Here is a 23,925-nt window from a genome sequence, read left to right on the forward strand (position 1 = left end):
ACTGTTCAGTTTTCAAGGTTCAAGTTTCAAAAAGGTATGGAGCGGGTGAAGGGAATCGAACCCTCATCATCAGCTTGGAAGGCTGAGGTTTTACCACTAAACTACACCCGCATAATATTGTTGTTTTAGAAGTTGTTTGGCGCGCCCGGCAGGAGTCGAACCCACAACCTTCTGATCCGTAGTCAGACGCTCTATCCAATTGAGCTACGGGCGCTAAATGTTTGGTGCGGCCGAGAAGAGTCGAACTTCCACGGGATTTCTCCCACTAGGCCCTCAACCTAGCGCGTCTGCCATTCCGCCACGACCGCTTGCTATTTAACGACAAGAATCATTGTATCACGTTAAATCCAAGAAGTCAAACAAGAAAATGGTGAGCCATGTAGGATTCGAACCTACGACCCTCTGATTAAAAGTCAGATGCTCTACCAACTGAGCTAATGGCTCGTACGCTATAAAAATAAAAGAATGGCTGGGGAACCTGGATTCGAACCAGGGCGTGACGGAATCAAAATCCGTTGCCTTACCGCTTGGCTATACCCCAATAAAATGGCGGTCCCGACGGGAATCGAACCCGCGATCTTCTGCGTGACAGGCAGACATGTTAACCGCTACACCACGGGACCATTTGGTTGCGGGGGCAGGATTTGAACCTGCGACCTTTGGGTTATGAGCCCAACGAGCTACCACTGCTCCACCCCGCGACAATATTATGTTATAAAGATTATTACTTCTACGCTTATATCTTAGTTGACATCTGCATCGGCTTCGCCTGCTTCGATGTTACTTGCTATCTTCGTACAGCTGCGTTGCTACACCCTCGCGATTTCCTTTAAAGAAATCAAAACTGAGTAACTTTATGCATATAAAGTCTTCATCGTCGCGTTTTCTTTAATAGAAGAAACGCTTCTCTTTTGTCGTGAGTGTTAGTATACCATACTTTCTTAAAAAGGAAAGTTGGTGACCCCTACGGGATTCGAACCCGTGTTACCGCCGTGAAAGGGCGGTGTCTTAACCGCTTGACCAAGGGGCCATATTTGGCTCCGAAGGTAGGACTCGAACCTACGACCAATCGATTAACAGTCGATTGCTCTACCACTGAGCTACTTCGGAATAATGTCGTGTAACTTGTCGACTTTTATTATTATAGGGAGGTTGTTCACTCTCGTCAACCTTTTTCGAATAATTTCTTCAAAGTCTTATCATTCCACTTTCATTAAGGGTCCTGAACACTTGCCACACCGGTATTTGCTAGTATTTAAACGAATCTTCCGTCTATAAAGAAGGCCACAAGACATACAGCCATAGACATGCGAAATACGTCTTGTTGTGCGTTTGGTAGAAACTAAGTTTGCACAAAATCTTGGTGAATTAGTCATTTTCAATAGTTCTTTAAAGTCTTTATCGCGATGTTTATACCCTTTTCCTTCTATATGTAAATGATAATGACATAGTTCATGACGTATGATACCCTCAAGCTCTTCCAATCCATAAAGTTCAAATGATGTAGGGTTTATTTGAATATGATGCGTTCGAAGCATGTATCTCCCGCCAGTTGTTTTTAGACGATTGTTGAAGTAGGCTTCATGCATAAATGGTTTGTTAAAAATGTTCGCGGATATTTTCATCACTAGTTGTTGAAGTTCTTCATTTGTCATACGATCCATCCTTTTACAGTTTTAAACCTGCCTATCTTGATAGGCAGGTTTCTTATTAGCTTTGTTTTACCGGTGAAAGCATCGTTAATGAAATACGTCCTTTTGTTTTTTCAACTTGTTCCACCCATACTGTAACGATGTCACCAAGTGCAACGACGTCTAGTGGGTGTTTAACAAAGCCCTTTTTCAGTTTTGAAATGTGGACAAGCCCATCTTGTTTTACACCAATGTCTACAAATGCACCAAAATCGACAACATTTCGAACCGTACCTTGTAGCTCCATACCGCTCGCTAAGTCTTCCATCTGGAGGACATCGGTTTTAAGTAGCGGTTGTGGAAATTGGTCGCGCGGATCGCGTGTTGGTTTTTTTAGAGTATCGACGATATCTTGTAATGTAATTTCACCGACATCCAATTGTTCGCTTAAGACTTTTAAATTCAACTCGCTTAATAAGAGTTCAGCATCCTTTGTTCCAATCTGTGCTTTCGTTAACCCCGCCTTTTTCAATACTTCCTCTGCAGTAGGATAACTTTCTGGATGTATGCCGGTTGCGTCAAATGGATTCTTTGCTTCTGGAATACGTAAAAACCCGATAGCTTGTTCATATGTTTTGGCACCTAATCGCGGGATTTTTTTAAGTTGCGCACGAGAGGTGAATTTTCCATTTTCATTACGCATAATAATTACGTTCTCAGCCACCGTTTTTGATAGGCCAGATACATACTGCAATAAAGAAGCAGAAGCTGTGTTGATATTAACACCGACTTGGTTAACAGCTGTCTCTACTATAAATGTTAGTGAATCATTTAGTTTCTTTTGAGAAACATCATGCTGATATTGACCAACACCCACTGCTTTCGGCTCTATTTTCACTAGCTCCGATAATGGATCTTGCAGCCTGCGCGCGATTGATACGGCACTTCTTTGTTCAACTTGTAAGTCTGGGAATTCTGCACGAGCGGTATCCGATGCCGAATATACACTTGCTCCCGCTTCATTGACAATCACATACGCAACTTCTCGCTCTGCTTCTTTCAAGCACTCCGCAATAAACTGTTCCGATTCCCGTGAGGCTGTCCCGTTCCCTATTGCAATGATCGAGATTGGATATTGTTTCAATATATCCAGTATTACTTTTTTCGACCCTTGAACATCAGATTTTGGGGGGTGTGGATAAATAACTGAAATCTCTTGAAGTTTTCCAGTATCATCTACAACTGCTAATTTACAACCCGTTCTATAGGCTGGGTCTAATCCCAATACTACCTTTCCTTTTAATGGAGGTTGAAGTAATAGGTTACGTAAGTTTTCAGAAAAAATATGGATTGCTTGTGTCTCGCCCTTTTCCGTGAGTTCCGTACGAATTTCGCGTTCAACAGAAGGTGCAATCAGACGTTTATAAGAGTCTTCTATTGCTTCCGTCACTTGTGGAATACTTGGTGAAGAGCTATATGTCGGTATCCACTCGTCTCGCATGGCCTGTAAAATGCGATCGACTGGAGAATGTAAACTGACTTTCAAAATCTCTTCTTTTTCTCCACGGTTTAATGCCAGGACACGGTGGGGGACAATTTTTTTAACAGGTTCAGTGTAGTCATAATACATTTCGAACACACTTTTTTCATCGTCTTGTTGTTTCTTTACGCTGGATGTAATAGATCCTTCAGCTCGTGTTAGATTACGAATCTTTTCACGAATCTTCGCATCATCTGCAAATTGTTCTGCTAAAATATCTCGTGCACCTTGGAGAGCTTCTTCAACATTTGCCACTTCTTCATTAACAAAGCCTTGTGCTAGTTCTTCAGTGGGAGTCTTTGAATAACTGAAAATAAGATTTGCTAACGGTTCCAGTCCTTTTTCTTTTGCGATTGTCGCTTTCGTTCTGCGTTTTTGCTTATATGGTCGATATAAATCTTCTAGACGTTGAAGAACCGTTGCATGTTGAATTGCGTATGTTAACTCTTCAGTTAATTTCCCTTGCTCGTCAATTAATCGAATAACTTCTTCTTTGCGCTGTTCTAATTGTTGTATGTAACGGTAACGGTCTTCTACCGCTTTTATTTGAACTTCATCTAATGAGCCAGTTGCTTCTTTACGGTAACGTGCGATGAAAGGGACCGTATTTCCTTCTTCGAGTAAATCGATAACTTGTTGTGCTTGTGCAGGTCTCACATTTGTCTCTTTCGCAATGCGTTGCATCATTTGTTTTGCATTCATGGTACTCATCCTTTCTATCTACCCCTCTATTTTACCATTAGGAAAAGACAACATGCACCCACAATGGTGTATGTTGATATTTTTCTTATCCTAATATCCGAAATCTTTGTTTCTAATTGAACATCAAAAAACCTACTCCATTTTATTGGAGCAGGCTGCCTGTGATAAATGTTGCATCATCACCATGTTCAATTGTACTAACCAATGTTTGATGCAAACAATATGCACCAGCACTATTCCTCATGGTGCTTTTAGGACTGCCTAATACAACACCATCAGAATGAAGTAAAAATAAATCACCGGGTTTGTAAGTATATAATTGGGTTCGAAGTTTTTGTGGTCGACCTGATAAGTAGCCCATAACAGGAAGTGGATAAATCATTTTTTCATCGTCTCTGCGAGTCATATAAAATTTAATATTCCCTACACAACTATACTCCAAAGTTTTCGCAATAAAATCAACTTTCATTATTGCGACAGCCGCTCCACGTTTTTGATACATGAGTTCATTACATCGAAGTAACAACTCATCAATCGTTTCGTGATGGTACTCAGCTAAAATCAACGGGATGATTTCAGATGACTGTCTAGCGATTGGACCATTTCCTAATCCGTCAGCAATTGCACATAAAAAGTATTGTTCATTCATATAGGTGAAATACGTATCTCCAGATTCTTTGTTTCCCTCTTTGGCCTCTTGGTAGACGAAGACTTCTAAAAACGGATGCTTGATCACTTCCATCAAGTTACTCCGCCAGCTGCCAGTATTGCATCCTGTAGCTTTTTGATGGCTTTACGCTGTAACCGAGAAACATGCATTTGGGAAATATCGAGTTTTTCGCCCGCTTCCTTTTGGCTCAGTTGTTCAATGTATGTATATTGAATGACTTGTTTCTCTCTCTCAGAAAGGACACTCATTGCCTCTGCCACTAACATACGTTGATCCGTTTTTTCAAATCCATCATCTTTCTGGCCAATCACATCGAATAAAGTAATACTGCTGCCATCCGAATCCGATTCAAGCGAATGGTCCATCGACAACGCTTGGTAGCTTTTGCCCATTTCCATCGCTTCCAGTACATCATCTTCATCTACTTCAAGAAATTCAGCGATTTCGATTACTTTCGGGGAGCGTTGAAGTTCTGTTGTCAGTGTTTCAACAGCAGATTTTATACGTGGTCCCAATTCTTTGATACGACGTGGAACGTGTACGGCCCATGTCTTATCACGTAAAAATCGTTTGATTTCGCCAATAATCGTTGGGACCGCAAAAGCTTCAAACGTCCTGCCGAATTCAGGATCATAACGACGAATGGCTCCAAGGAGTCCCAACATCCCTACCTGATAGATATCTTCATGATACGATTTACCATTCGAATATTTACGGGCAATCGAGTCCACCAGTCGTTGGTAATTCAATACTAGATTGGTTTGTGCCACATCATCTTCCGTTTCTTGATAGGCTTTAATCCATTCCAATATCTGTTCTTTGGTTTCGTAGTTAGGAGGTGATAGTTTCGACATTCTCTTCCACCTGCTCTTCTCCGACATATTTCGTCATAAAGACTGTTACGCCCTCTTGGTGGTGGACTTTCACTTCATCCATTAACGTTTCAATCAAATATAATCCAAGTCCACCTTCACGTAGAAACTGAACTTCTTGTTGGTCATGGTAAGGACCTACTTTGGTTTTTGTTTCTTCAAAGTTGAAGCTTTTCCCATGGTCAGCAACCATGATCTCGATTTTATCTGGATAAAGTGCACATCCAATTACTACTTCGCCTTCATCCACCTCGCTATAAGCATGTTGAACTGCATTCGTAATGGCTTCAGACGACGCAATTTTCAAATCTTCAATTTCGTCGTATGTAAAACCGATTCGACTAGCTAGTCCCGAAATTGTCAAACGAGCAACACCGACGTATTGGGATTTTGCAGGAACCCGAATTTCTACATAATCAAATGGTCTCATTATTTGTTTCCACCTTTATCGTCTGTCTCAATATCCATTATTTCTCCAAGACCTGTAATATCAAATAATCTCTTCAGACGAGTTGACAATCCTGTTAACTTAACATGACCATTGTTCGCATTAACGTGTTTATAGAAAGCTACAATTACTCCTAGTCCAGTGCTATCCATATATGAAACATCAGACATTTCTAATTCTGTCTGTAGATTTTCTTTTTGTTGAACCGTTGCTAGCTTTTCACGTAACATTGGGGCAGTGAAAGCATCTATCTCCCCACTAATAAAAGCTTTAACCAAATTTTCTTCTTCTTTTATAACAACTTGAATATTCATCTATTGACACCCCGTCCATCTATTAAATCAATTTAATTAATACTCATTGCTTACCACGAATGAAGAAATTTTAAACATATTAAGAAGTTTTCTTGAAGATCACGAGCGTAAAATCATCACGGAGTTCAAAGTTTTGCATCTTCTCTAGTTCCTTAAATACCGAATCTACAATGGTTTGAGCTGGTTCGTGACGCATAGAATGAATTAACGTTATCACAATTTTTGGATCTATAAAACCTTCATCCGTTCTGCATTCTGTAACTCCGTCTGTCATCATTACAACGAAGTCTCCGGCTTCCATCGTCACAGCGTGCTGCTCATAACTAACATTCGCAACTACACCTAATAATAAACCTTTTGCATGTAATTCCGTGAATTCATCATTTTGAGCATTGTAAAAAAGAGCTGGTTCATGACCTGCAGTTGCGTATGTAAAAAGAGAATTTTCCACATTATAACGACCGTAAAACATGGATATGAACATATCATCGTTCACACTTTTTTCAACAATACGATTGATGACATCTAACACTTTCTTGGGATCTGTTGCAACATCTTGTAAACTGTCCATCCCATATTTAATCATGGACATGCAAAGTGCAGCAGGAATGCCTTTACCAATCACATCCGCTACAGCAACACCGGCATTGTTGAGATTGTCGCTTAGAAAATAAATATAATCTCCATTCATCTTGCGTGCTGGTACTGATACAAGCCCAATTTCAAGACCATTAATTTTAGGACGTGTTGTTTTTAATAGAGTCCTTTGAACTTTAGCTGCTAAATCCATTTCAACTTTCATTTCTTCTTGCTGTTGAAGTAGACTTTGATGCTCTGCGTGAGCTAGTCCATAACGAATCATCATCTCGATTAACAAGTCAAATGAATTCCACACATTCATCGGCAACTCAGGAAACATTTCTTCAAGTGTTGCCTTATGTATGCTAATTACTTCGTCTGGCGCAATATTTTTTTTAATCAGTTGACGACTAAAATTTTGACCCTCGTATAAATTCCTTTCGGTTTGTTTCATCAGATATTGCTTGAGTATTTCTTTGTATTGTTTTTCAATTTCTTGAGGCATTTATTCTGACCCCCTAGCGAATCCATTTCGTCGCTTTAATAACTGTTCCTTCGCCTACAACCGTGTCAATCTTAAAAGTATCCATTAAACGTTTTACACCAGGCATACCAGCACCTAAACCACCTGAAGTTGAGAAACCATCCTCCATCACTTTTCGGACATCGGGAATTCCCGGACCTTCATCTGATGCGATAATCGTAATACCATACTTTCCGCCTTCTGATATACGTTCAATTTCAATCTTCCCTTTTCCCGCATATAAGTAAATATTACGAGCCAGTTCACTGATTGCTGTTGTGATCCGTGCTTGGTCAACCGTACCGAAGCCCACTTCTTTTGCTTCATTTCGACCAAGTTGTCTAGCAGCAACAATGTCCCACTCTGTTAAAATCTCTACAGAAGACCGATAACTCATTCTTAAGCCTCCAATTCTCGTTGGAGTTTTTCAAGACCATTCTCTAAATCTAAAGCAGTCATGACATCTTCTAAACGAATTCCAAGTTCGATCAGTGTAATAGCTACTGCAGGTTGAATCCCTGTGATAACCACCTTTGCACCCATTAAGCCTGACATACTAATAACATCACCTAATACCTTAGCGATAAAAGAGTCAATAAAGTCTATCGGAGTTAAATCGATCACTACTCCCCGCGCACTTGTTTCATGCAATTTTGTCAGTAAATCTTCTTGGAATTGGAGTGCAGTTTGATCATCTAGTTCCCATTGGATGGAAACAATTAGACAGTCATTTAATTTCAATATAGGTATTCGTAAGTTCAATTTCCTTCCACCTCCACGATTTGACGATTTGTCCAAGCAAGGGCTTGTTCAACCCCACGTTGTAATGTACTTGTCGTTGTAAAATCTTTTAAATTTATGCCTAATGTAACGATTGTTTGTGCGATTTCCGGACGAATTCCAACCAGCATACACTTAGCCCCAACTAAACGAACCGCGTCTGCTGCTTGGATTATGTGATGTGCCACCATTGTATCCACTACAGGAACACCTGTAATATCAATGATTACAACTTCAGCCCGGTGTTTGACAACACCTTCAAGTAGGTTTTCCATAATTAATTTCGCACGCTCGGTGTCAATGGTTCCAACTAGTGGCATAACTGAAATTTTATCAAAAACAGGAATCAAGGATGCCGAAAGTTCCTGTAAGGCAATTTTTTGTAATTGCACAGTACGTTCCCATGTTTTGGCATATGTATCAACGATTCCATCACGCATTGGTGTAATCCAGTTGGTCAAGATCGTATTGTACTCTTTAATATTTTCATCAACTATGATTTTTTCTGTTTCGAGCAGTTCATATACGATATTGGCAAAGTGATTGATGGCTTTCATGACAAAACTAATCGACCAGCCAAATCGCACGACTTTACTTGTAAATATATTTAAGCGATTTTCATACTTATTTTCGCCTTCTAGAAGATTAGAAACCATCAATTCCGCAAATTCACGACTTGTGTTATCGATGACACTTTGAGACATGATTTGAAAGAATCGTTCTTCTGAATCTTCTTTCATCAATTCTTTCCAATTCACTAATATCTCATCTAAATTATCTTGAACTAATGTTGCTATAATTTTATTCATAAATTTTGGCTATGCCTCCTGAGTCCAATTTAATACTTATTTATATTGTATCTGAAAACGTCAAACTACACACTTTTTTTACTTAAATGCGAAGAAACACCGTTTGGAAGAATATCCGCACGGTGTTTCCCCTTTATGTATGATTAAAATTTTACAAGGCCAAGACTTATTTCAAGCGCCTCATCCACTTCTTCCATAAGTACATCATCAAGCTGCGTTATTTTATCCGTCAGCCGTGATTTATCAATCGTCCGCAATTGTTCAAGCAAAATAACGGAATCCCGTTCAAATCCATACTTTTTCGCATCGATTTCTACGTGCGTTGGTAATTTTGCTTTTTGAATTTGCGAAGTGATAGCCACAATGATGACTGTTGGGCTGAAACGATTTCCAATATCGTTTTGAATCACCAGAACGGGTCTTGTTCCACCCTGCTCAGACCCGATGACTGGTGATAAATCAGCAAAAAAAACGTCACCGCGTTTTACGTTCAATATTTCATCCTCCGCTTACAAGTCGCTCCATCGTATGCTCCGCTTCATATTCCAAGTGCAGACACTCGCTTGCAATGGACAAGTTAATACTCGACATTTCCACGTAGCCTTTGATCATTGCTTCTCGTATAAGATTGGGTTTAACTTGTTTAATCACTTTTTTTGTCGAAATATAAACAAACTCTCCTGGCTCAGCCAGTTGTTGCTCTTTCTGTCTATCAAGATCGCTCACAAATTGTCTCGGAAGTTTCACAATAACTTCCTTTGTTTCTCTCTTTTTCACAGTCAACACCTCCGACAAACCCGTCCCTCTTTTCGATACTTTTCTATCTTAACATTCAAAACAGGCATTGAGAAGACAAGAAAGGAAAATATCTGACAATATTTTTTGTTTCGTCGGTATTTGTCGTATGCTACTGCGTGTACACCCTAGGTACTCTATTTGTGAGTATACAAGGAATTTCGTATGAAATAGTTTGCAGTTTTTGTGCCCATTCTTCTATGGTTATTTGTTCGGATCCTTGTCTCCCAATTAAGACAACCGGTTCGCCTATTGAAACCTGTCCATTTAGCCGCACCATGCATTGATCCATACAGATACGGCCAATAATTGGAAATCGTTTTCCTTGAATTAACACTTCTTGTCCACTCAGCCCCCGAATCATTCCATCCGCATATCCAATAGGAAGTGTGGCTATCCATTCGTCTTTACTCGTTGTGTAGGTTGCACCATAACTGATTGTGGATCCTTCAGGAACTTTTTTCACATGTACCACTTGTGTGAGTAAAGATAGGGCTGGTTGCAGTGGAAAAGGAAGTTTGTTCGATACATATGGTGACGGTGATAATCCGTACATCGAGATACCAAATCGTACTGCATCAAACAACGAGTTTTCATGAACGATTGAAGCTGCACTGTTTGCGGCGTGAATGCACCGCGGTTTTACAGGAAAGTGCTGTAAGTAACCCTTGAATTTCTCCAGTTGTTGCCTGAACTGACTTTCGTCCTCTTCATCTGCCGTCGCAAAATGAGTGAAGACCCCATCGATCATGATATCTTGTCTTTGATGGATGGTTTCAAGAAGCAAGCTTAATTCTGATTCCGTAGTAACGCCTAACCTTCCCATGCCGGTATCGATTTTAATATGTACATTCAGCTTTTGGGGTAAGGTCGGAATGTGTAGAAACCAATCTTTTTGAAAAACAGTTACCATAATATCTTTTTCACTTGCCACAGCAGCAAAAGATGGGGATGATGCACCCAGCACAAGAATGGGCGATTCGATGCCACTTTCTCGCAATCGAATCGCTTCATCTGGTGTGGCAACGGCAAGCATGCTAGCCCCAGCGTTTAATGCCGCGTTTGCTACTTCAAGATCACCATGTCCATACGCATTTGCTTTGACTACAGCAATGACCTCGACGGAATGACTAATATGTTTCTTCAAATTAAGTATATTCTTTTTTATCGCATTCAAATCAACCTTTGCAAAAGTCGGTCGATAAAAATATTTCGGCTGCATTGTCATTCCTCATTTATAGTTCGATAGGTAGGTTGGAAATTATTTCATATCAGATGCTTGCATGGAAGACGCCACTGTAATCATTTCTTCACGAGACATTGAATCTGATGCTAAGAAGAATTGTACTCCGTTTTGTTCCCAACTGATAGACTGATCCGTGATTGCCCCGATAGCAAAACCTAAATCGGCTGGATCACCAGCTGCAAATACTGGAACTAGATCGGATGCTTTTTTCGTAATTGGTGTTTGAATAATCGTGAATTCTTTCTTCCCACCATATGTTAAAATAACACGTTCAAGCGTTTCATCCTTAATTACTTTTTCATCAAGTTTGTCTACGCCTTCCCATTGTAGAGCAGGATAGTGTGTTTGAAAGACAGGATATTCAACGTCGGCACTAGCTGTTTCTTTTCCATTTGATTCTTCAGAAGGCATATCTGCCTTATAATCACTAGCACTTCTTGACGTTCCCAAAGTGATCTTATCAAATGTGATACTTATTTGTTCTTCTTTTTGATCATTCAGAATTGATACCTTTGTTGGTAGTAATGTTTTCTTGCTGATATGAATTTTTTGAGTCGGCAACATTTTTTGGTGACTGTTTCTTGTCTTCGTTTCAAAGACGTACGATTTTTCGTTTTCCGTCATTACTGAATCTTTATCCGCCTTGATGTCTTGTGCCAAAGAACCAATTAGATAGGCTTGGCTATTTTTTTCCGGCCAATCACTCTGGAATTTATACGTTTTGCCAAGTGTCGGTGTGATTACAAAAACACCTTCTTTGTTTCTTACAATGGTCTGTGATACATCTTCACCCGTTTGACTGACTTTCACACGATAAAATTCAGGTTTCGTGTGCCACACGCTTACTTCATACAGACGTGGTTCTGATCCAGTACTAATCTCCATCTTCGCGTCTAACTCATACCCTTTTGTGTCAACCCACTTGGTACTCAATTTCTTCAGTACATCTTCTTTTGACTCTTCCCCACATGCTGCCAACAAAAGCACCAACAATAAAACTATCCCAGCAAATACACGGCTACGCAATACTTTCACCCTTTCTCTTTTCGATGCGTTAAAACATCTTATGAGAGATGGACAGGGATTATTCTAGCAATATTACCTGAGCTGCTGCGAATTGTTTTGTATGTGTGATACTGACATGTCCATTCACTATTTTCCCATTAAAATAAAGTATAGGTTTCCCACTTTGGTTGGATAATACTTCAATATCTTGAAAGCTACACTCTTTCCCAATACCCGTTCCTAATGCTTTGGCAAATGCTTCCTTAGCCGCAAAGCGACCAGCCAAAAACTCAATTTGTCTGTTTTCATTCAGCGTACTCCAACGGTCGAGTTCTCGTGTTGTTAAAATACGTTCTACGAATTTCGATGTTCTCCGATTGGTCGTAGCGACCCTATCCATTTCTGTCACATCTAATCCAATTCCTTTGATCATGAAAGACTTCTCCTTTCAACCAATAGCAGTTTCACGTTATAATAGTTTCATACCAATTCGAGGTGAATATATGTTTAATCGAACAGAAAGTTTTGCACAATACATTAAGTTATACCCAGTTGTTTCAATTTTAATTGCAATCAATGTCATTATTCATTTAATTAGTCTCATTCCATTGATTGGTGATCAGCTTTTCATTTTAGGAGCAGGCTCAAATGCTTTAATTGCTGATGGTCAATGGTGGCGCTTTATCACACCGATGTTCTTACATGCCGGATTAGTTCATTTACTGTTTAATATGTTTTCCTTATATTTGTTCGGACCTGAACTTGAGAAACTTGCAGGGAGAGTTCGCTTTCTAACCATTTACTTTATGGCTGGATTATTTGGAACCGTTGTAACATTCCTTCTACAAGAACCCGGTTATGTACATGTTGGTGCAAGTGGTGCCATTTATGGTCTTCTTGGTGCATTTGGCGCCCTGGTTTATTACGCAAGAAAAGCCTTGCCTCAGCTACGTCAAATCATTCTACCGATCATTGTCATTAGTATTGTAATGACTTTTGTATCATCGAATATTAACATTACAGCTCACTTAAGCGGGCTAGCTGTTGGATTTTTAATTGGATTAAGTTATTTTCATCCAAAACGTATCATTAGCTGGAAAAACAGAAAAAGATAGGACAGCCTTATTGCGGCTGTCCTTTTTACTAAGAATTGGAAGTCTAACCGGTTTCCAATCCCCCAGCTAGACTAGTGCTTTGCGCTTTTATTGACCAGATGGTTTATACCAAGTCATCACTTCCTCGATATCCTCTATCTTCATATGGTCTACTTTTGCCGTTACCCCTGTCACCCCAGACTTGATAGTCGTCTCAATCGAGGCGAGTGCTTTCCTTTTTTGGAAAGGAGTTTGTTTCATTATTAACGATTGCATCCGTTTCCTTTCAATAAAAAAGGTACTTTTACTGAATCCGCGGAATCGTAATGACAATTGATTATTTGTCTGCGCAAACGCCGCAGATCGATGTTGCCACAGTCCGAGCAAGAAAATAATCGGCAGGATTAGTAAAGACAATAAACCAAACGGGTAGAAAAAGATACTTATTGCAATTACTACCGGCATCATCCAAAGAAAATCAAGGCGATAATAGAATGGTTTTGCCTTCTTAGGTGAAGATATCCAGTCTGGCTCTAACTCTAATTGTGCAAACAACTTTTGTAATGGCTGTTTGATTTTATTTCTCTTTACGAGTGGAAACAATCGAATTTTTTGATCTTTATCCCCGACAGAACCTCCAGCACTTTCTATAATCACGGCGCAGTATCCGAATAATTGTCTTAAAGGGCTTTCAACTATTCTAATTCCCTGTACTCGACTTAGTGGTATCGTCACTTTCTTCTTCTCCAGTAAGCCACGTGTTAACACAATTTGGTCGTCTTCTTGTACGATTGTAAACTGGTAATAATTAAGCGTAGTCAAAACAACGGATCCAAACCAGGCCACTAGCAGCACCATGAAGACACTAATCGCGACGATAAAAACGCCAAATTTCATAAACACGACTACTTCATCATAAATGCGTTCATACGGAATGAACTCAGAAAATTGAGAGAAAAACACAGCAAGACCTGAAAAAATAACCCCAATCCCACCAGAAGTGGTTGCAAGCATAATTAAATCTTTCATAGACATCTTAAATATAGGGGTACTAGTGACGGTGGTTTCCTTTTCCACAATGTCAACTTCGCCAACTAAGTCACTATCTGAGATTTTGCTCAATTTTCTTTTTTTTGCTTGAGCTAAAGTAGTTTCAATCCATTTTGCTGCTTCTTTTGTAATCGCTGTAAGTTCTGCTTCCGCTTCTTTCGTGGAACCTGAACCTGCCGTCTCAATTGTTACTTTTACTAATTTAAATGGTCGATGTAAAATTCCCTCTGTATAATTTAAACTTTGGATACGTTCAATCGGAATGTATCTTTTTTTCTTTACAAATAATCCATATTCAATTCGAAGTTCATCGTCCTCAAACCAATAGACAAATCGTTTCCATTTAATAAATCCACTAAATAACACCAGTATTAAAACGAGAGGGCCTATTATATACGGGATATAGGCCGTCCAATGAGAATCTTCTGTAGATCCCCCTTGAAACCCATTCGCCACAAAAATAATAACAAACGGAAAGATTAAATCTTTTAAGCCCTTAATAAAATTTAAAAGTGCGGATATCGGGTGCAGTTTATGGCGTTCATTAGACATCATCTTCCGCCACCCTTGCAAGTGTCGATATTCGGCTTCTTAATTCATCTGCCTCACTTGTAATAAGTGCAGGAATTGTATGCGTTGTTGCGGCAGTTGAAATGGTGATCGAAGCCAAGTCATATTTTCGGAGAATCGGACCTTGTGCTGTATCAACGTGTTGTACACGGACCATTGGAACCAGAGTTCTCTTCACTACAAATAGGCCATATTGAAGTTCAATTTCTTGTTCACGTACTTCATATCGCCAACGCAGCCATTGTAATTTGGGAAATAAAATAACGAATAAATATGTATATAATACCGGGAGAACCACACAAATCATCAAAACCCACCACGGACCTTCAAGCCACCAGTTTAATACGCCACCACCGATTGCCAATAACCAAACAATTGCCGAATGCATCAAACCATACAATCGCCAAACTTTTAAACCTTGTGGAGAAATTTGATTAATGGGTATATTTCTCATCAAAACACCTTCTTTCTATTATGCATACGATTCTACAGCAAAAATGTTTCAAAAAAAATATCACAGCCCAAATGGACTGTGATATTTGTATTATTTAGCTTTCGCGACGTGCTGATGAACGAGGACGTCCACCACGGCTTGCGCCATCACGTGATGCTGAAGAAGAACTACTTCCATCACGAGGTCCGCTGCTGCGGCGTGATCCACTGCGATCATATCCACGGCTGGATGAACCTGAAGCTGTTGCACTACGTCCGCCACTGCGGTTGCCTTTATAGCCGCCACCGCCACTGCGTCCGCCACCACCGCCACGATCTTTACGAGCAGGCAATGGGCGTTCTTCGGAAATATTTACCGGAGTATCGCTAGGTTCACGAGTCATTGATTTTAGAGCAGCTGCAATTACATCTACTGCTTCGTATTTTTCAAGTAATTCCGTTGCAAACGAACGGTAATCGCCTAAGTTGTTTTTGTCTACCATTTCACTAAGTGACTCAACAGCTACACGTTGTTGACCTACTAACGCCTCATCAGAAGTTGGTGGGACAAGAGCAGTCATACGTTTTTTAGTTGTGTCTTCAACAATGCGAAGGTAACCCATTTCACGTGGTGTTACAAACGTTATTGCCATACCACTTTTCCCTGCACGACCCGTACGACCGATACGGTGAACATAACTTTCAGGATCTTGTGGGATATCATAGTTATAAACGTGAGTTACGCCAGAAATGTCAAGTCCACGAGCAGCTACATCTGTAGCAACTAGGATGTCTATTTTGTTTTCTTTAAATTGTTTTAACACTGACATACGTTTTGATTGGCTTAAATCACCATGAATACCTTCAGCTAAATAACCACGAATGCTTAAAGCTTGAGATAATTCATCAACACGGCGTTTTGTACGACCAAAAATAATCGCAAGTTCTGGTTGGTGAACATTGATGATGCGAGAAAGGAAATCAAATTTCTCACGTTCAAGTGATTTAACATAGAACTGTTCAATGTTTTCAACAGTCATCTCTTTAGATTGGATTTTAACCATTTCAGGGTTTTTCATGAATTTCTCAGCGATTTTACGGATAGGTCCTGGCATTGTAGCCGAGAACAGTAACGTTTGACGTTCTGGTGGAACACTTTCTAAAATCATGTTGATATCTTCGATGAAGCCCATGTTCAACATTTCATCCGCTTCGTCTAATACAAGCGTTTGAACGTTGTCTAATTTTAATGTACGACGGTTAATATGATCCAAAAGACGACCAGGTGTACCAACGATTACGTGTGGACCATTTTTCAATGCACGGATTTGACGTCCGATTTCTTGACCACCGTATACAGATAAAATTTTCACACGTTTGTCTTGTCCAATTCGGTAGATCTCTTCAGATACTTGAACTGCAAGCTCACGAGTTGGTGCAATAATTAAAGCTTGGATGTTTGGGTTTTTAGGGTCGATTTTTTCAATCAATGGAATACCAAACGCTGCAGTTTTACCTGTTCCTGTTTGTGCTTGACCGATAATGTCGCGGCCTTCCATTGCGAACTTAATTGTACCTTCTTGAATTGGTGTAGCTTCTTCAAACCCCATACGAAGTACTGATTTTAATGTTGAAGCACTAATATTTAATTCTGAAAAATTTGTCAAAATTTAATCTCCTTTTTGTTTACATTTGACAAATGGTTACATTTTCAGATGAAGTTGCGGCAAATTCGAGCCTATACGAGGAACGTTTCCGTTACTTAAAATTCTCTGTAGAGTTATCAGAGGGGACTTATATTTAAAGGAAAGCCCGGTTTTTTGCCGAGCGGTTCGATCAGTTGGGAGCATGTTTCAAAGCGTCTGCATCACGCTGTCTCTTGTGACCTGTTGGTAGCCTAAATTTAACGTTCCTTTGAACTTGGCTATTGTGATAGTTCACATATTTGATGTTTGAAACTAAACATCCTACCCTAAAAAATTGAACAAACCGTTATGTTCAAAAAAAAGACCTCTTCATGAATAGCGAAGAGTCCTTACATAAAATGTATCCATTGCTCTAAACACTTTACCATAATTAAACACAAAACGCAATTATTAACCCACAGTCATAATAATAGTTTTCTTTTCCATATGCAAAAAAGTGAAAAACTTCATCAAACCATTTGTCACCATCAACACTATTTTGCCGCCTTACTACGTAAACAGATTTAGCCCCTCAGATACTTACAATCATACAAAAACGTAAATAATTAGAATTAAGAGCATTGTTACGATTCACATTAACCCAGTTCGCGGCTCGATTTACAAATGAGTTAATCTTGTTCGCAAAAGATGATGCATCGTCTTGTGAATTAAGTTTCTTAGCAGTGCCTTAGCCATTGAATTTTCATCAATTGATTACCATAAATCATGACTTTTAGCATTGTTGAGAATAGTCAATTCAATCCGTTCATCTCTTCTATATAGTGTACAGATGGTTGAGATTCATGCAGCCCATAATACGCCAGTTTTTAATCAATTTTCAAATTTGAAATTCCAACTAACCTATTATTGAATTACATTCTCAAGCGCCATCCCTCGAGAGCCTTTTACTAAAATAAGTGATTTTGAAGAAGTATACGTTTTTAAAGTTTTTTTAATCGCCTCATAATCCTGTTCTGTCCAGACTAAGTGAGTATCGTTCCATTGGTCTTTCAACTGATCGTATAACCACTTCATTCTCGGACCATATAAACAGACTCCTGCAAAATCTTGAGGGCTCATCTGTTCAGCTAGATCTTCATGAAACGCCTTCTCATTCTCCCCAAGTTCTAGCATGTCACCGAGGACAAGCCATTTTTCTGGACGGATTGTCGTTTCCCGAGCAAATGTGATAGCGGCTTTCATGGATGTCGGAGCAGCGTTATATGCGTCGTTAATAAACAACGAGCCATTTGCCGCAGGAATGACTTGCATGCGCATATCTGTTAGGGACACCTGTTTTAATGATTCCTTGATTTGCGAATTCGTTAATCCCGCTTTTTGAGCAATTAATATGGCTACTAAAGCATTCTTCACTTGATGTTTCCCTAGTACAGGTATCGAAAAATGATCTTTAATCAATCCATTAACATCAAACTCACTGCCATTTTCTGTTGTTTGGACAGCTGAAGTATAGACGTCATTCGAACTACTAGTACCGAAGGAAATCGCACGCGTGGAAGTATGCGTTTTTTCGTTATTAAATTGATCAATTAATGGATGTAGCAATGGTTCGTCTCCGTCATAAAACAAAGAACCATCCTCCTGCAGGCCAGAAACAATTTCAAACTTGGCTTTGGCAATTCCTTCTCGTGACCCTAAATCTTGCATATGGGCTTCACCAATGTTGGTAATGGCAACATAATGTGGTTTTGCTAAATTTGATAAGAACTCGATTTCTCCAAAGCCACTCATCCCCATTTCAAGAACCGCAAATTCGGTATCTTCATCTAACGATAAGATCGTGATAGGCAAACCAAGATTATTATTAAAGTTTCCTGCTGTTTTTTGAACTCGGAAGTAGGGAGTTAGGACACCTGCCACTAGATCTTTAGTAGATGTTTTGCCATTTGAACCCGTAATGCCAATAAACGTAGCATTATGTTCATTTCGATAAGTACGTGCCATTTGCTGTAAAGCTTTTTCGCTATCCTCCACCACTAATAAGGGCACATTTTGAGGAGGATTCGGTTCATCTCGTTGCCAAAGAGCGGCAGCCGCTCCTTTTTCAAAAGCTTGCGCAACATATTGGTGTCCATTTACTTTTTCACCTTTAAACGGAATAAATAAATCACCCGGTTCGATGGTTTTTGTATTAATCGACACCCCTGTTACCATCACATCAAGTGTCGTTATAGGTGGTTCTAGTTGTAACCAATTAGCAATTGTCTGTAATGATTTTTCCACAAATATTCACACTCAATCCATTGTATAGTGTAGTTGTTGTTTTTCTGCATGACGTTCAATTGCCAGTTGAATCAGCTGTTCAATTAACTCGGGGTAACTTACTCCTGTATGCTGCCACAGTAATGGGAACATGCTAGATGGAGTAAAACCAGGTAATGTGTTTACTTCGTTGATAAGCACTTCATCTTCATCTGTTACAAAGAAGTCTGCACGTACTAGTCCTGAGCAATCCAATACTTTAAATGCTTTGATTGCGTCTACTTGTAGTGTAGCTTCAACTTGGTCTGAAACGTCTGCTGGGATAATCATAGCCGTGTTACCATCTTGGTACTTCGCTTGGTAATCATAAAAATCTTTCAACGGCTTAATTTCACCCGGTACTGAACACTTCGGAGAGTCGTTTCCAAGGACACCCACTTCGATTTCACGAGCTTTAACGCCTTGTTCAATGATGATTTTACGATCATATTTAAATGCAACATCTACTGCTTCAATCAACTGTTCACGATTAGCCGCTTTGCTGATACCGACACTTGATCCTAAATTCGCAGGTTTTACAAAAACTGGCCATGAAAGCTCATTTTCGATTTTTTGCGTCCAAGTTTCCTGATCCTTCTGCCATTCTTTTCGAATGAAATGGACGTAAGGTACTTGTTTCAAACCAGCAACCGCAAAAAGCTGTTTCATGATAACTTTGTCCATGCCAGCTGAAGAAGCTAAGACACCGTTGCCAATGTACGGAAGATTTAATACTTCCAGCAATCCTTGAACTGTTCCATCTTCCCCATTCGGTCCATGAAGGAGCGGGAAAATGACATCTAATGAATCTTCATTCGACGATTCTTGTTTGGAAGGCAAGAAGCTAGAAATATTATTTGGTAAACTTTGATTTGTTGCTTCACCATACTGAAGTTGTTCAATGGATTCTACTGGCGCCATTAATTGCGACCCTTTTCTCCATTCGCCTTCTTGTGTAATGTATATTGGATAAACTTTATACTCATCGAAATTTAATGCTTGTGTCACTGCGCGTGCTGTCGATAAAGACACTTCATGTTCAGCGGATTTCCCACCATATAATAAACCGATTTTCTTCTTCATTAAAAGACCTCCACGTTTTGGATATTCATATTTTATCACGAACCTTGTTGACCTATGAACAGAAATGAAAAAAACAATCCCTTGCACTCATCTTTGCAAGGGATTGTCGTTAAAAACGGATCGTTTCATCCGGGGTTTGTTTCACTACTGCAGTTAATTCGTCCCATATTTCATCAGCGAAAACCGTGTCTGGTAAAGAGCGGATTTCTAAAACATACGATGCTATTGATTTTTCAATTTTGCATAACGAAAGCAGGATCCCTTCCTTCAACAATGATTTATGTGCATTGAGTTGCTCCATTGTGAGTTCGGGATAAACTTCTTTTTGTTTACGACGCCAAAATGCAGTGCCTCTTTCTTTTTCACGTACTACTTGATTTAGTATATTAACGACTAAACGAAGTGAATCATTTAGTTCGCGAAAATAAATTTTCGTCATACTTTCTTCTTCATTGGACAAGTACACAAAGTGATTTTGAAGTTGATGGTAAAACGGTGAGCGAATCGGTTCTTTTTTATGGCCAATATATAATAATTCAGCTTGTTCTTGGGGCGTTAACATATTAAGTCTGGGTTCATCCGCAAAATCAATCCATCTTATATCAGTAGGTTTGTCCATGAACTCTTTCGTAAAAGAAAGTACCTCTTCATCTGGAACAAACTCTAATTGGGTATGCATGTTAAAAGAACTGTCTTCATACTCATGCTTAAGCAATAACAAATTTTGCAAAGGTCCTGCACATTGTACAAATTGTTGCATAGTTAAACCACTGAACAATACGAATTGATCCGCTTCATTCATATGTATATAAATATGGTGAAGAAAATCTTCAATATCACGTGCCTTTTTCACCACGATCATCACTCCATTTCCTCTCTCATTATAATCTCACTTTATGTAGAAAGAAACATTTGAGCGTGTCTTACGTCATTACATACTGCACAAGCTTTTGTGTAACATTTACGTTATAATAAATTGGCTGTAACTTCAAATTAGAATTTAGGTGACAATTATGGAAAATAACAAAGGGTTCGCGGATCGTTTTGACTGGACGCTAGCTTTTATCATATTACTACTTTTTATCGTTAGCTTGTTTGCAATTTCATCTGCACAAACATCCGGACAATATTTAATAAACTTTATTCCAAAACAAACTTTTTGGTATTTAGTTGGAGCCATTATCATTGGACTTGCCATGTTTTTTGAGCCAGAACAATATAAAAAGATGGCTTGGATTCTATACGGTGGCGGTATATTTCTTTTACTATTATTGATTTTCATGCCGGAGGGTCAAGGTCAAATTGGACAACTTCGTAATAATGCAAAAAGCTGGTATCACTTACCTGGACTTGGGAGTATTCAGCCCTCCGAGTTTATGAAAACCTTTTTCATTTTAGCGATGGCCCGCATGATTAGTAAACATCATGAAAAATTCCCATTAAAATCGATGAAAACAGATTTAATATTACTTGGTAAAATTGCACTCACAATGCTTGTACCCCTTCTCTTTATTATGAAGCAACCCGATTTAGGGACATCACTCGTTTTCATCGCGATTACTGCCGCACTCATGCTTGTTGGTGGGATTACATGGAAGCTAATTGTGCCTTTATTTGCAGGTACCGCTATTATGGGCGGCACATTACTTTGGATGGCAGTCTACATGCAAGATTTTCTCTCGAACACATTCGGTTTTAAGGCCTACCAAAATGCTCGTGTCTATTCATGGCTTGATCCATACTCATATGCAACTGCTGAAGGGTATAACTTAATTAATGCCATGACGGCCATTGGATCTGGAGAAATTACAGGGAAAGGGTACCAAGGTCGACAGGTCTATGTGCCTGAAAATCATACTGACTTTATTTTCACTGTAATTGGTGAAGAATATGGCTTTATTGGGGCTAGTATAGTCATCAGTTTATTTTTCTTACTGATTTACCATTTAACAAAAATCACATTGCAGCTAAAAGATCCGTTTAGTACGTATGTATGTGCTGGCATAATCGCCATGATTACATTCCATGTTTTCCAAAATATTGGGATGACCATTCAATTATTACCAATTACTGGTATCCCTCTACCTTTTATTAGTTATGGAGGAAGTTCGCTTATGGGGAATATGCTTGCACTTGGATTGGTGTTCAGCATGAAGTTCCATCATCGTACTTACATGTTTGGCTCTCATAGTGATGATTAACAAAGATTACGCAGGCTGCTGCGTAATCTTTTTTTGCGAATGCCGTTTGGATTTCATTAGAAAAAGTGCAAAGTGCGTTCGGTCCTTTAGTAAATTTATATTGGAGGGTAATACTGAATCGTGAAGGGTTGCAAATCGCTTTGGACTTCTTATTGCTGCACCATGGTCTAAGAATAAAGAGATGGGGGCAAATTAAATTAGTTTTGTTTTCCGCTACGTTACTGTTAAAGGAACATGGCTATTTGTATTCTTTCCATTTATTTTGATTTCTACCCGTTCATCCAATTTATTCCACATGAAAAAGTCCTTTCAATCTAAACAAGCACAAGCAAGCCCCCCCTCGATAAAATCCCGGGAAGACTCGTTAGTTATTTGTATACATCGTACTGAATCAGATGGTATCAATATGTCTAGGCAGAAACAGCGTAGGCACCTTTCACATGGTAGCCAGAGTAAGAAGACTGGCAATGATTTTCTGCCTTGCTTTCTCGTGGGAGGCATCCACAAATCGCAGACGCGTGATTATAGGGAATACTTAGTCCAGTCTATAATGATGTACTTTTTCAGTAGCCTCTATTAAGGGCAGCACAAGCTTTGAACACTGAATTCTTGGAAGTCACAAATTTTGTACTTTCTTATATTATCTAAAAAAGCGATCCAAAAGAGGGACTTTTGGATCGCTTTTTAGCTTATGTAAATTCTTTGATGATGATTATCCTTGGGATTGAGGAGTTTGAGAGGGTGGTGCAAGTGCTTTTAACATTTCGAGACGAGATTTTGTCATCGTAACTGTTACACCTAACTTCGACAAATTCGAAACGATTTTTTTCAAATCTACTTCTTTCGTCATACCGTCCACCTCATCTTTCCTATAATATTGGAACGAATTCATTAACTAAAAGTTTCAACAATCATGTAAAAAAATTGACTTATTTTATTTTTTATACTATACCCATAGCATACCACTTTTTAGTGCTTTTAAATCTTTCAATTTTGTTACATATTTTATTTAAATGTAAATCATACTAACGAAACTAAAAGCGTGTTTGAAAAGAATTTCATAAGAGGCAAGTAGCTATTTTGTGCAGACTTTTTAAACAAACTTTAAAAGGAGGATTTTGTGTGAAGATCAAAGACATCATGTCCCGAGATATTGTAACTTGTACACCAACCGATTTAATATCGGAAATTGCCCAAAGTATGCGGGCATTGGATATCGGATGTATGCCAGTCGTTGATGGTCCCCGTGTGATAGGTATGATCACTGACCGTGATATCGTGACAAGATCTGTTGCAAAAGATGGGCAAAAGTATGTAAAAGACGTGATGTCTCATGAAGTAATTTCTGTTGGTCCTGAAACCTCTACAGATGAAGCCGCTGCAATCATGGCTCAACATCGTATACGCAGATTGCCAGTCATTAAAAATGAAGGGCTTGTTGGCTTTGTGGCTATTGCCGATTTATCCGTCCCAAGCGAAACACTCCATGAAGCTTCTCAAGCTCTACATGAAATTTCCGAGCCAAGACACACGTAATACACTCCCCAAACTTTTTTAAGTTTGGGGTTTTTAATTTGATTTTCATTTTAGTCACGTTTATCGCACAAATCATATCATCTCTCCGCAAGTTCTTT

Annotated in this window: 25 protein-coding genes and 9 tRNA genes; 3 read left to right on the plus strand and 31 right to left on the minus strand. The window is 39.2% G+C overall.

Annotation, left to right across the window (positions count from 1 at the left end; all coding sequences use genetic code 11):
* Positions 1-37: 37 nt before the first annotated feature.
* The 24 genes from GY23_RS10785 to acpS all read right to left on the minus strand — a co-directional run bounded on the left by GY23_RS10785 (position 38) and on the right by acpS (position 12,347).
* A tRNA-Gly gene (locus GY23_RS10785) sits at positions 38-111 on the minus strand.
* Between the two features lie 26 nt (positions 112-137).
* Positions 138-214: transfer RNA gene (locus GY23_RS10790), tRNA-Arg, on the minus strand.
* An 8-nt stretch (positions 215-222) separates the two neighbouring features.
* Positions 223-308 (minus strand) — tRNA-Leu (locus GY23_RS10795).
* Between the two features lie 60 nt (positions 309-368).
* Positions 369-444: transfer RNA gene (locus GY23_RS10800), tRNA-Lys, on the minus strand.
* A 22-nt stretch (positions 445-466) separates the two neighbouring features.
* Positions 467-541: transfer RNA gene (locus tag GY23_RS10805), tRNA-Gln, on the minus strand.
* Positions 542-547: 6 nt separating this feature from the next.
* A tRNA-Asp gene (locus GY23_RS10810) sits at positions 548-623 on the minus strand.
* Positions 624-626: 3 nt separating this feature from the next.
* Positions 627-701: transfer RNA gene (locus GY23_RS10815), tRNA-Met, on the minus strand.
* Between the two features lie 254 nt (positions 702-955).
* A tRNA-Glu gene (locus GY23_RS10820) sits at positions 956-1,030 on the minus strand.
* Positions 1,031-1,035: 5 nt separating this feature from the next.
* A tRNA-Asn gene (locus tag GY23_RS10825) sits at positions 1,036-1,110 on the minus strand.
* 89 nt (positions 1,111-1,199) lie between these two features.
* Positions 1,200-1,655: a SprT family protein gene (locus GY23_RS10830; protein WP_075619248.1), complete on the minus strand. Its 456-nt coding sequence runs from the start codon at positions 1,653-1,655 to the stop codon at positions 1,200-1,202.
* Positions 1,656-1,710: 55 nt separating this feature from the next.
* Positions 1,711-3,873, minus strand: coding sequence for a Tex family protein (locus GY23_RS10835; RefSeq protein WP_075619492.1), 2,163 nt, complete (start codon positions 3,871-3,873; stop codon positions 1,711-1,713).
* Positions 3,874-4,015: 142 nt separating this feature from the next.
* On the minus strand, positions 4,016-4,615 hold the full coding sequence (locus tag GY23_RS10840; protein WP_075619249.1) for a PP2C family serine/threonine-protein phosphatase: 600 nt from the start codon (positions 4,613-4,615) through the stop codon (positions 4,016-4,018).
* Positions 4,615-5,397, minus strand: a complete 783-nt coding sequence (gene sigB, locus GY23_RS10845) for an RNA polymerase sigma factor SigB (RefSeq protein ID WP_075619250.1) — start codon at positions 5,395-5,397, stop codon at positions 4,615-4,617. Before sigB ends, GY23_RS10840 begins: the two co-directional genes overlap by 1 nt.
* Positions 5,375-5,845, minus strand: coding sequence for an anti-sigma B factor RsbW (gene rsbW / locus GY23_RS10850; RefSeq protein WP_075619251.1), 471 nt, complete (start codon positions 5,843-5,845; stop codon positions 5,375-5,377). The genes sigB and rsbW overlap by 23 nt, the downstream gene beginning before the upstream one ends.
* Entirely contained in the window at positions 5,845-6,177 is a 333-nt protein-coding gene (locus GY23_RS10855; RefSeq protein ID WP_075619252.1) for an anti-sigma factor antagonist, read from the minus strand. Before GY23_RS10855 ends, rsbW begins: the two co-directional genes overlap by 1 nt.
* Before the next feature lie 79 nt (positions 6,178-6,256).
* Positions 6,257-7,261: a PP2C family protein-serine/threonine phosphatase gene (locus GY23_RS10860; RefSeq protein ID WP_075619253.1), complete on the minus strand. Its 1,005-nt coding sequence runs from the start codon at positions 7,259-7,261 to the stop codon at positions 6,257-6,259.
* Positions 7,262-7,274: 13 nt separating this feature from the next.
* A complete protein-coding gene (locus GY23_RS10865; RefSeq protein WP_075619254.1) occupies positions 7,275-7,676 on the minus strand; it encodes an anti-sigma regulatory factor in 402 nt (133 codons plus the stop codon).
* Positions 7,677-7,678: 2 nt separating this feature from the next.
* Positions 7,679-8,041 (minus strand): STAS domain-containing protein, encoded by a 363-nt coding sequence (locus GY23_RS10870; protein WP_075619255.1) that lies wholly within the window; start codon positions 8,039-8,041, stop codon positions 7,679-7,681.
* Positions 8,038-8,868, minus strand: a complete 831-nt coding sequence (locus GY23_RS10875; protein WP_075619256.1) for an RsbT co-antagonist protein RsbRA — start codon at positions 8,866-8,868, stop codon at positions 8,038-8,040. The genes GY23_RS10870 and GY23_RS10875 overlap by 4 nt, the downstream gene beginning before the upstream one ends.
* Before the next feature lie 143 nt (positions 8,869-9,011).
* Positions 9,012-9,362 (minus strand): type II toxin-antitoxin system PemK/MazF family toxin, encoded by a 351-nt coding sequence (locus GY23_RS10880; protein WP_075619257.1) that lies wholly within the window; start codon positions 9,360-9,362, stop codon positions 9,012-9,014.
* A 4-nt stretch (positions 9,363-9,366) separates the two neighbouring features.
* A complete protein-coding gene (locus GY23_RS10885) occupies positions 9,367-9,663 on the minus strand; it encodes a transcriptional regulator (RefSeq protein ID WP_075619258.1) in 297 nt (98 codons plus the stop codon).
* Positions 9,664-9,775: 112 nt separating this feature from the next.
* Positions 9,776-10,885 (minus strand): alanine racemase, encoded by a 1,110-nt coding sequence (alr, locus tag GY23_RS10890; protein WP_075619259.1) that lies wholly within the window; start codon positions 10,883-10,885, stop codon positions 9,776-9,778.
* 39 nt (positions 10,886-10,924) lie between these two features.
* Positions 10,925-11,935 carry a LolA family protein gene (locus tag GY23_RS10895; protein WP_075619260.1) on the minus strand — a complete coding sequence of 337 codons (1,011 nt, stop codon included), beginning with the start codon at positions 11,933-11,935 and terminating at the stop codon, positions 10,925-10,927.
* 58 nt (positions 11,936-11,993) lie between these two features.
* Positions 11,994-12,347 (minus strand): holo-ACP synthase, encoded by a 354-nt coding sequence (acpS, locus tag GY23_RS10900; protein WP_075619261.1) that lies wholly within the window; start codon positions 12,345-12,347, stop codon positions 11,994-11,996.
* Positions 12,348-12,417: 70 nt separating this feature from the next.
* Here acpS and GY23_RS10905 point away from each other — a divergent pair, with 70 nt between their 5' ends.
* Positions 12,418-13,029, plus strand: a complete 612-nt coding sequence (locus tag GY23_RS10905) for a rhomboid family intramembrane serine protease (RefSeq protein ID WP_075619262.1) — start codon at positions 12,418-12,420, stop codon at positions 13,027-13,029.
* An 87-nt stretch (positions 13,030-13,116) separates the two neighbouring features.
* On the opposite strand, the gene GY23_RS10910 is transcribed toward GY23_RS10905, so the two are convergent.
* From GY23_RS10910 to GY23_RS10935, 6 genes are all read right to left on the minus strand, one after another.
* Positions 13,117-14,610 carry a PH domain-containing protein gene (locus GY23_RS10910; protein ID WP_075619263.1) on the minus strand — a complete coding sequence of 498 codons (1,494 nt, stop codon included), beginning with the start codon at positions 14,608-14,610 and terminating at the stop codon, positions 13,117-13,119.
* Positions 14,603-15,082, minus strand: a complete 480-nt coding sequence (locus tag GY23_RS10915) for a PH domain-containing protein (RefSeq protein WP_075619264.1) — start codon at positions 15,080-15,082, stop codon at positions 14,603-14,605. Before GY23_RS10915 ends, GY23_RS10910 begins: the two co-directional genes overlap by 8 nt.
* A 94-nt stretch (positions 15,083-15,176) precedes the next feature.
* Positions 15,177-16,727 carry a degradosome RNA helicase CshA gene (cshA, locus tag GY23_RS10920; protein ID WP_075619265.1) on the minus strand — a complete coding sequence of 517 codons (1,551 nt, stop codon included), beginning with the start codon at positions 16,725-16,727 and terminating at the stop codon, positions 15,177-15,179.
* An 882-nt stretch (positions 16,728-17,609) separates the two neighbouring features.
* Complete coding sequence (locus tag GY23_RS10925) at positions 17,610-18,989, minus strand: UDP-N-acetylmuramoyl-tripeptide--D-alanyl-D-alanine ligase (RefSeq protein WP_075619266.1); 1,380 nt, start codon at positions 18,987-18,989, stop codon at positions 17,610-17,612.
* A 12-nt stretch (positions 18,990-19,001) separates the two neighbouring features.
* The gene (locus tag GY23_RS10930) at positions 19,002-20,090 is read right to left on the minus strand and encodes a D-alanine--D-alanine ligase (protein ID WP_075619267.1); all 1,089 of its coding nucleotides are present in this window, start codon (positions 20,088-20,090) and stop codon (positions 19,002-19,004) included.
* Positions 20,091-20,199: 109 nt separating this feature from the next.
* Complete coding sequence (locus GY23_RS10935; RefSeq protein ID WP_084544112.1) at positions 20,200-20,952, minus strand: hypothetical protein; 753 nt, start codon at positions 20,950-20,952, stop codon at positions 20,200-20,202.
* A gap of 151 nt (positions 20,953-21,103) precedes the next feature.
* On the opposite strand from GY23_RS10935, the gene GY23_RS10940 reads away from it, so the two are divergent.
* Positions 21,104-22,291, plus strand: coding sequence for an FtsW/RodA/SpoVE family cell cycle protein (locus GY23_RS10940; RefSeq protein ID WP_075619268.1), 1,188 nt, complete (start codon positions 21,104-21,106; stop codon positions 22,289-22,291).
* Positions 22,292-23,003: 712 nt separating this feature from the next.
* On the opposite strand, the gene GY23_RS18485 is transcribed toward GY23_RS10940, so the two are convergent.
* Positions 23,004-23,141, minus strand: coding sequence for an Lmo0850 family protein (locus tag GY23_RS18485; RefSeq protein ID WP_169834567.1), 138 nt, complete (start codon positions 23,139-23,141; stop codon positions 23,004-23,006).
* A 272-nt stretch (positions 23,142-23,413) separates the two neighbouring features.
* Between GY23_RS18485 and GY23_RS10945 the strand changes: the two genes are divergently transcribed.
* On the plus strand, positions 23,414-23,827 hold the full coding sequence (locus GY23_RS10945; protein WP_075619269.1) for a CBS domain-containing protein: 414 nt from the start codon (positions 23,414-23,416) through the stop codon (positions 23,825-23,827).
* The last annotated feature ends 98 nt before the right edge of the window (positions 23,828-23,925 follow it).

Source organism: Paenisporosarcina indica (assembly GCF_001939075.1).
In the GTDB taxonomy this organism is placed as follows: Bacteria; Bacillota; Bacilli; order Bacillales_A; family Planococcaceae; genus Paenisporosarcina; species Paenisporosarcina indica.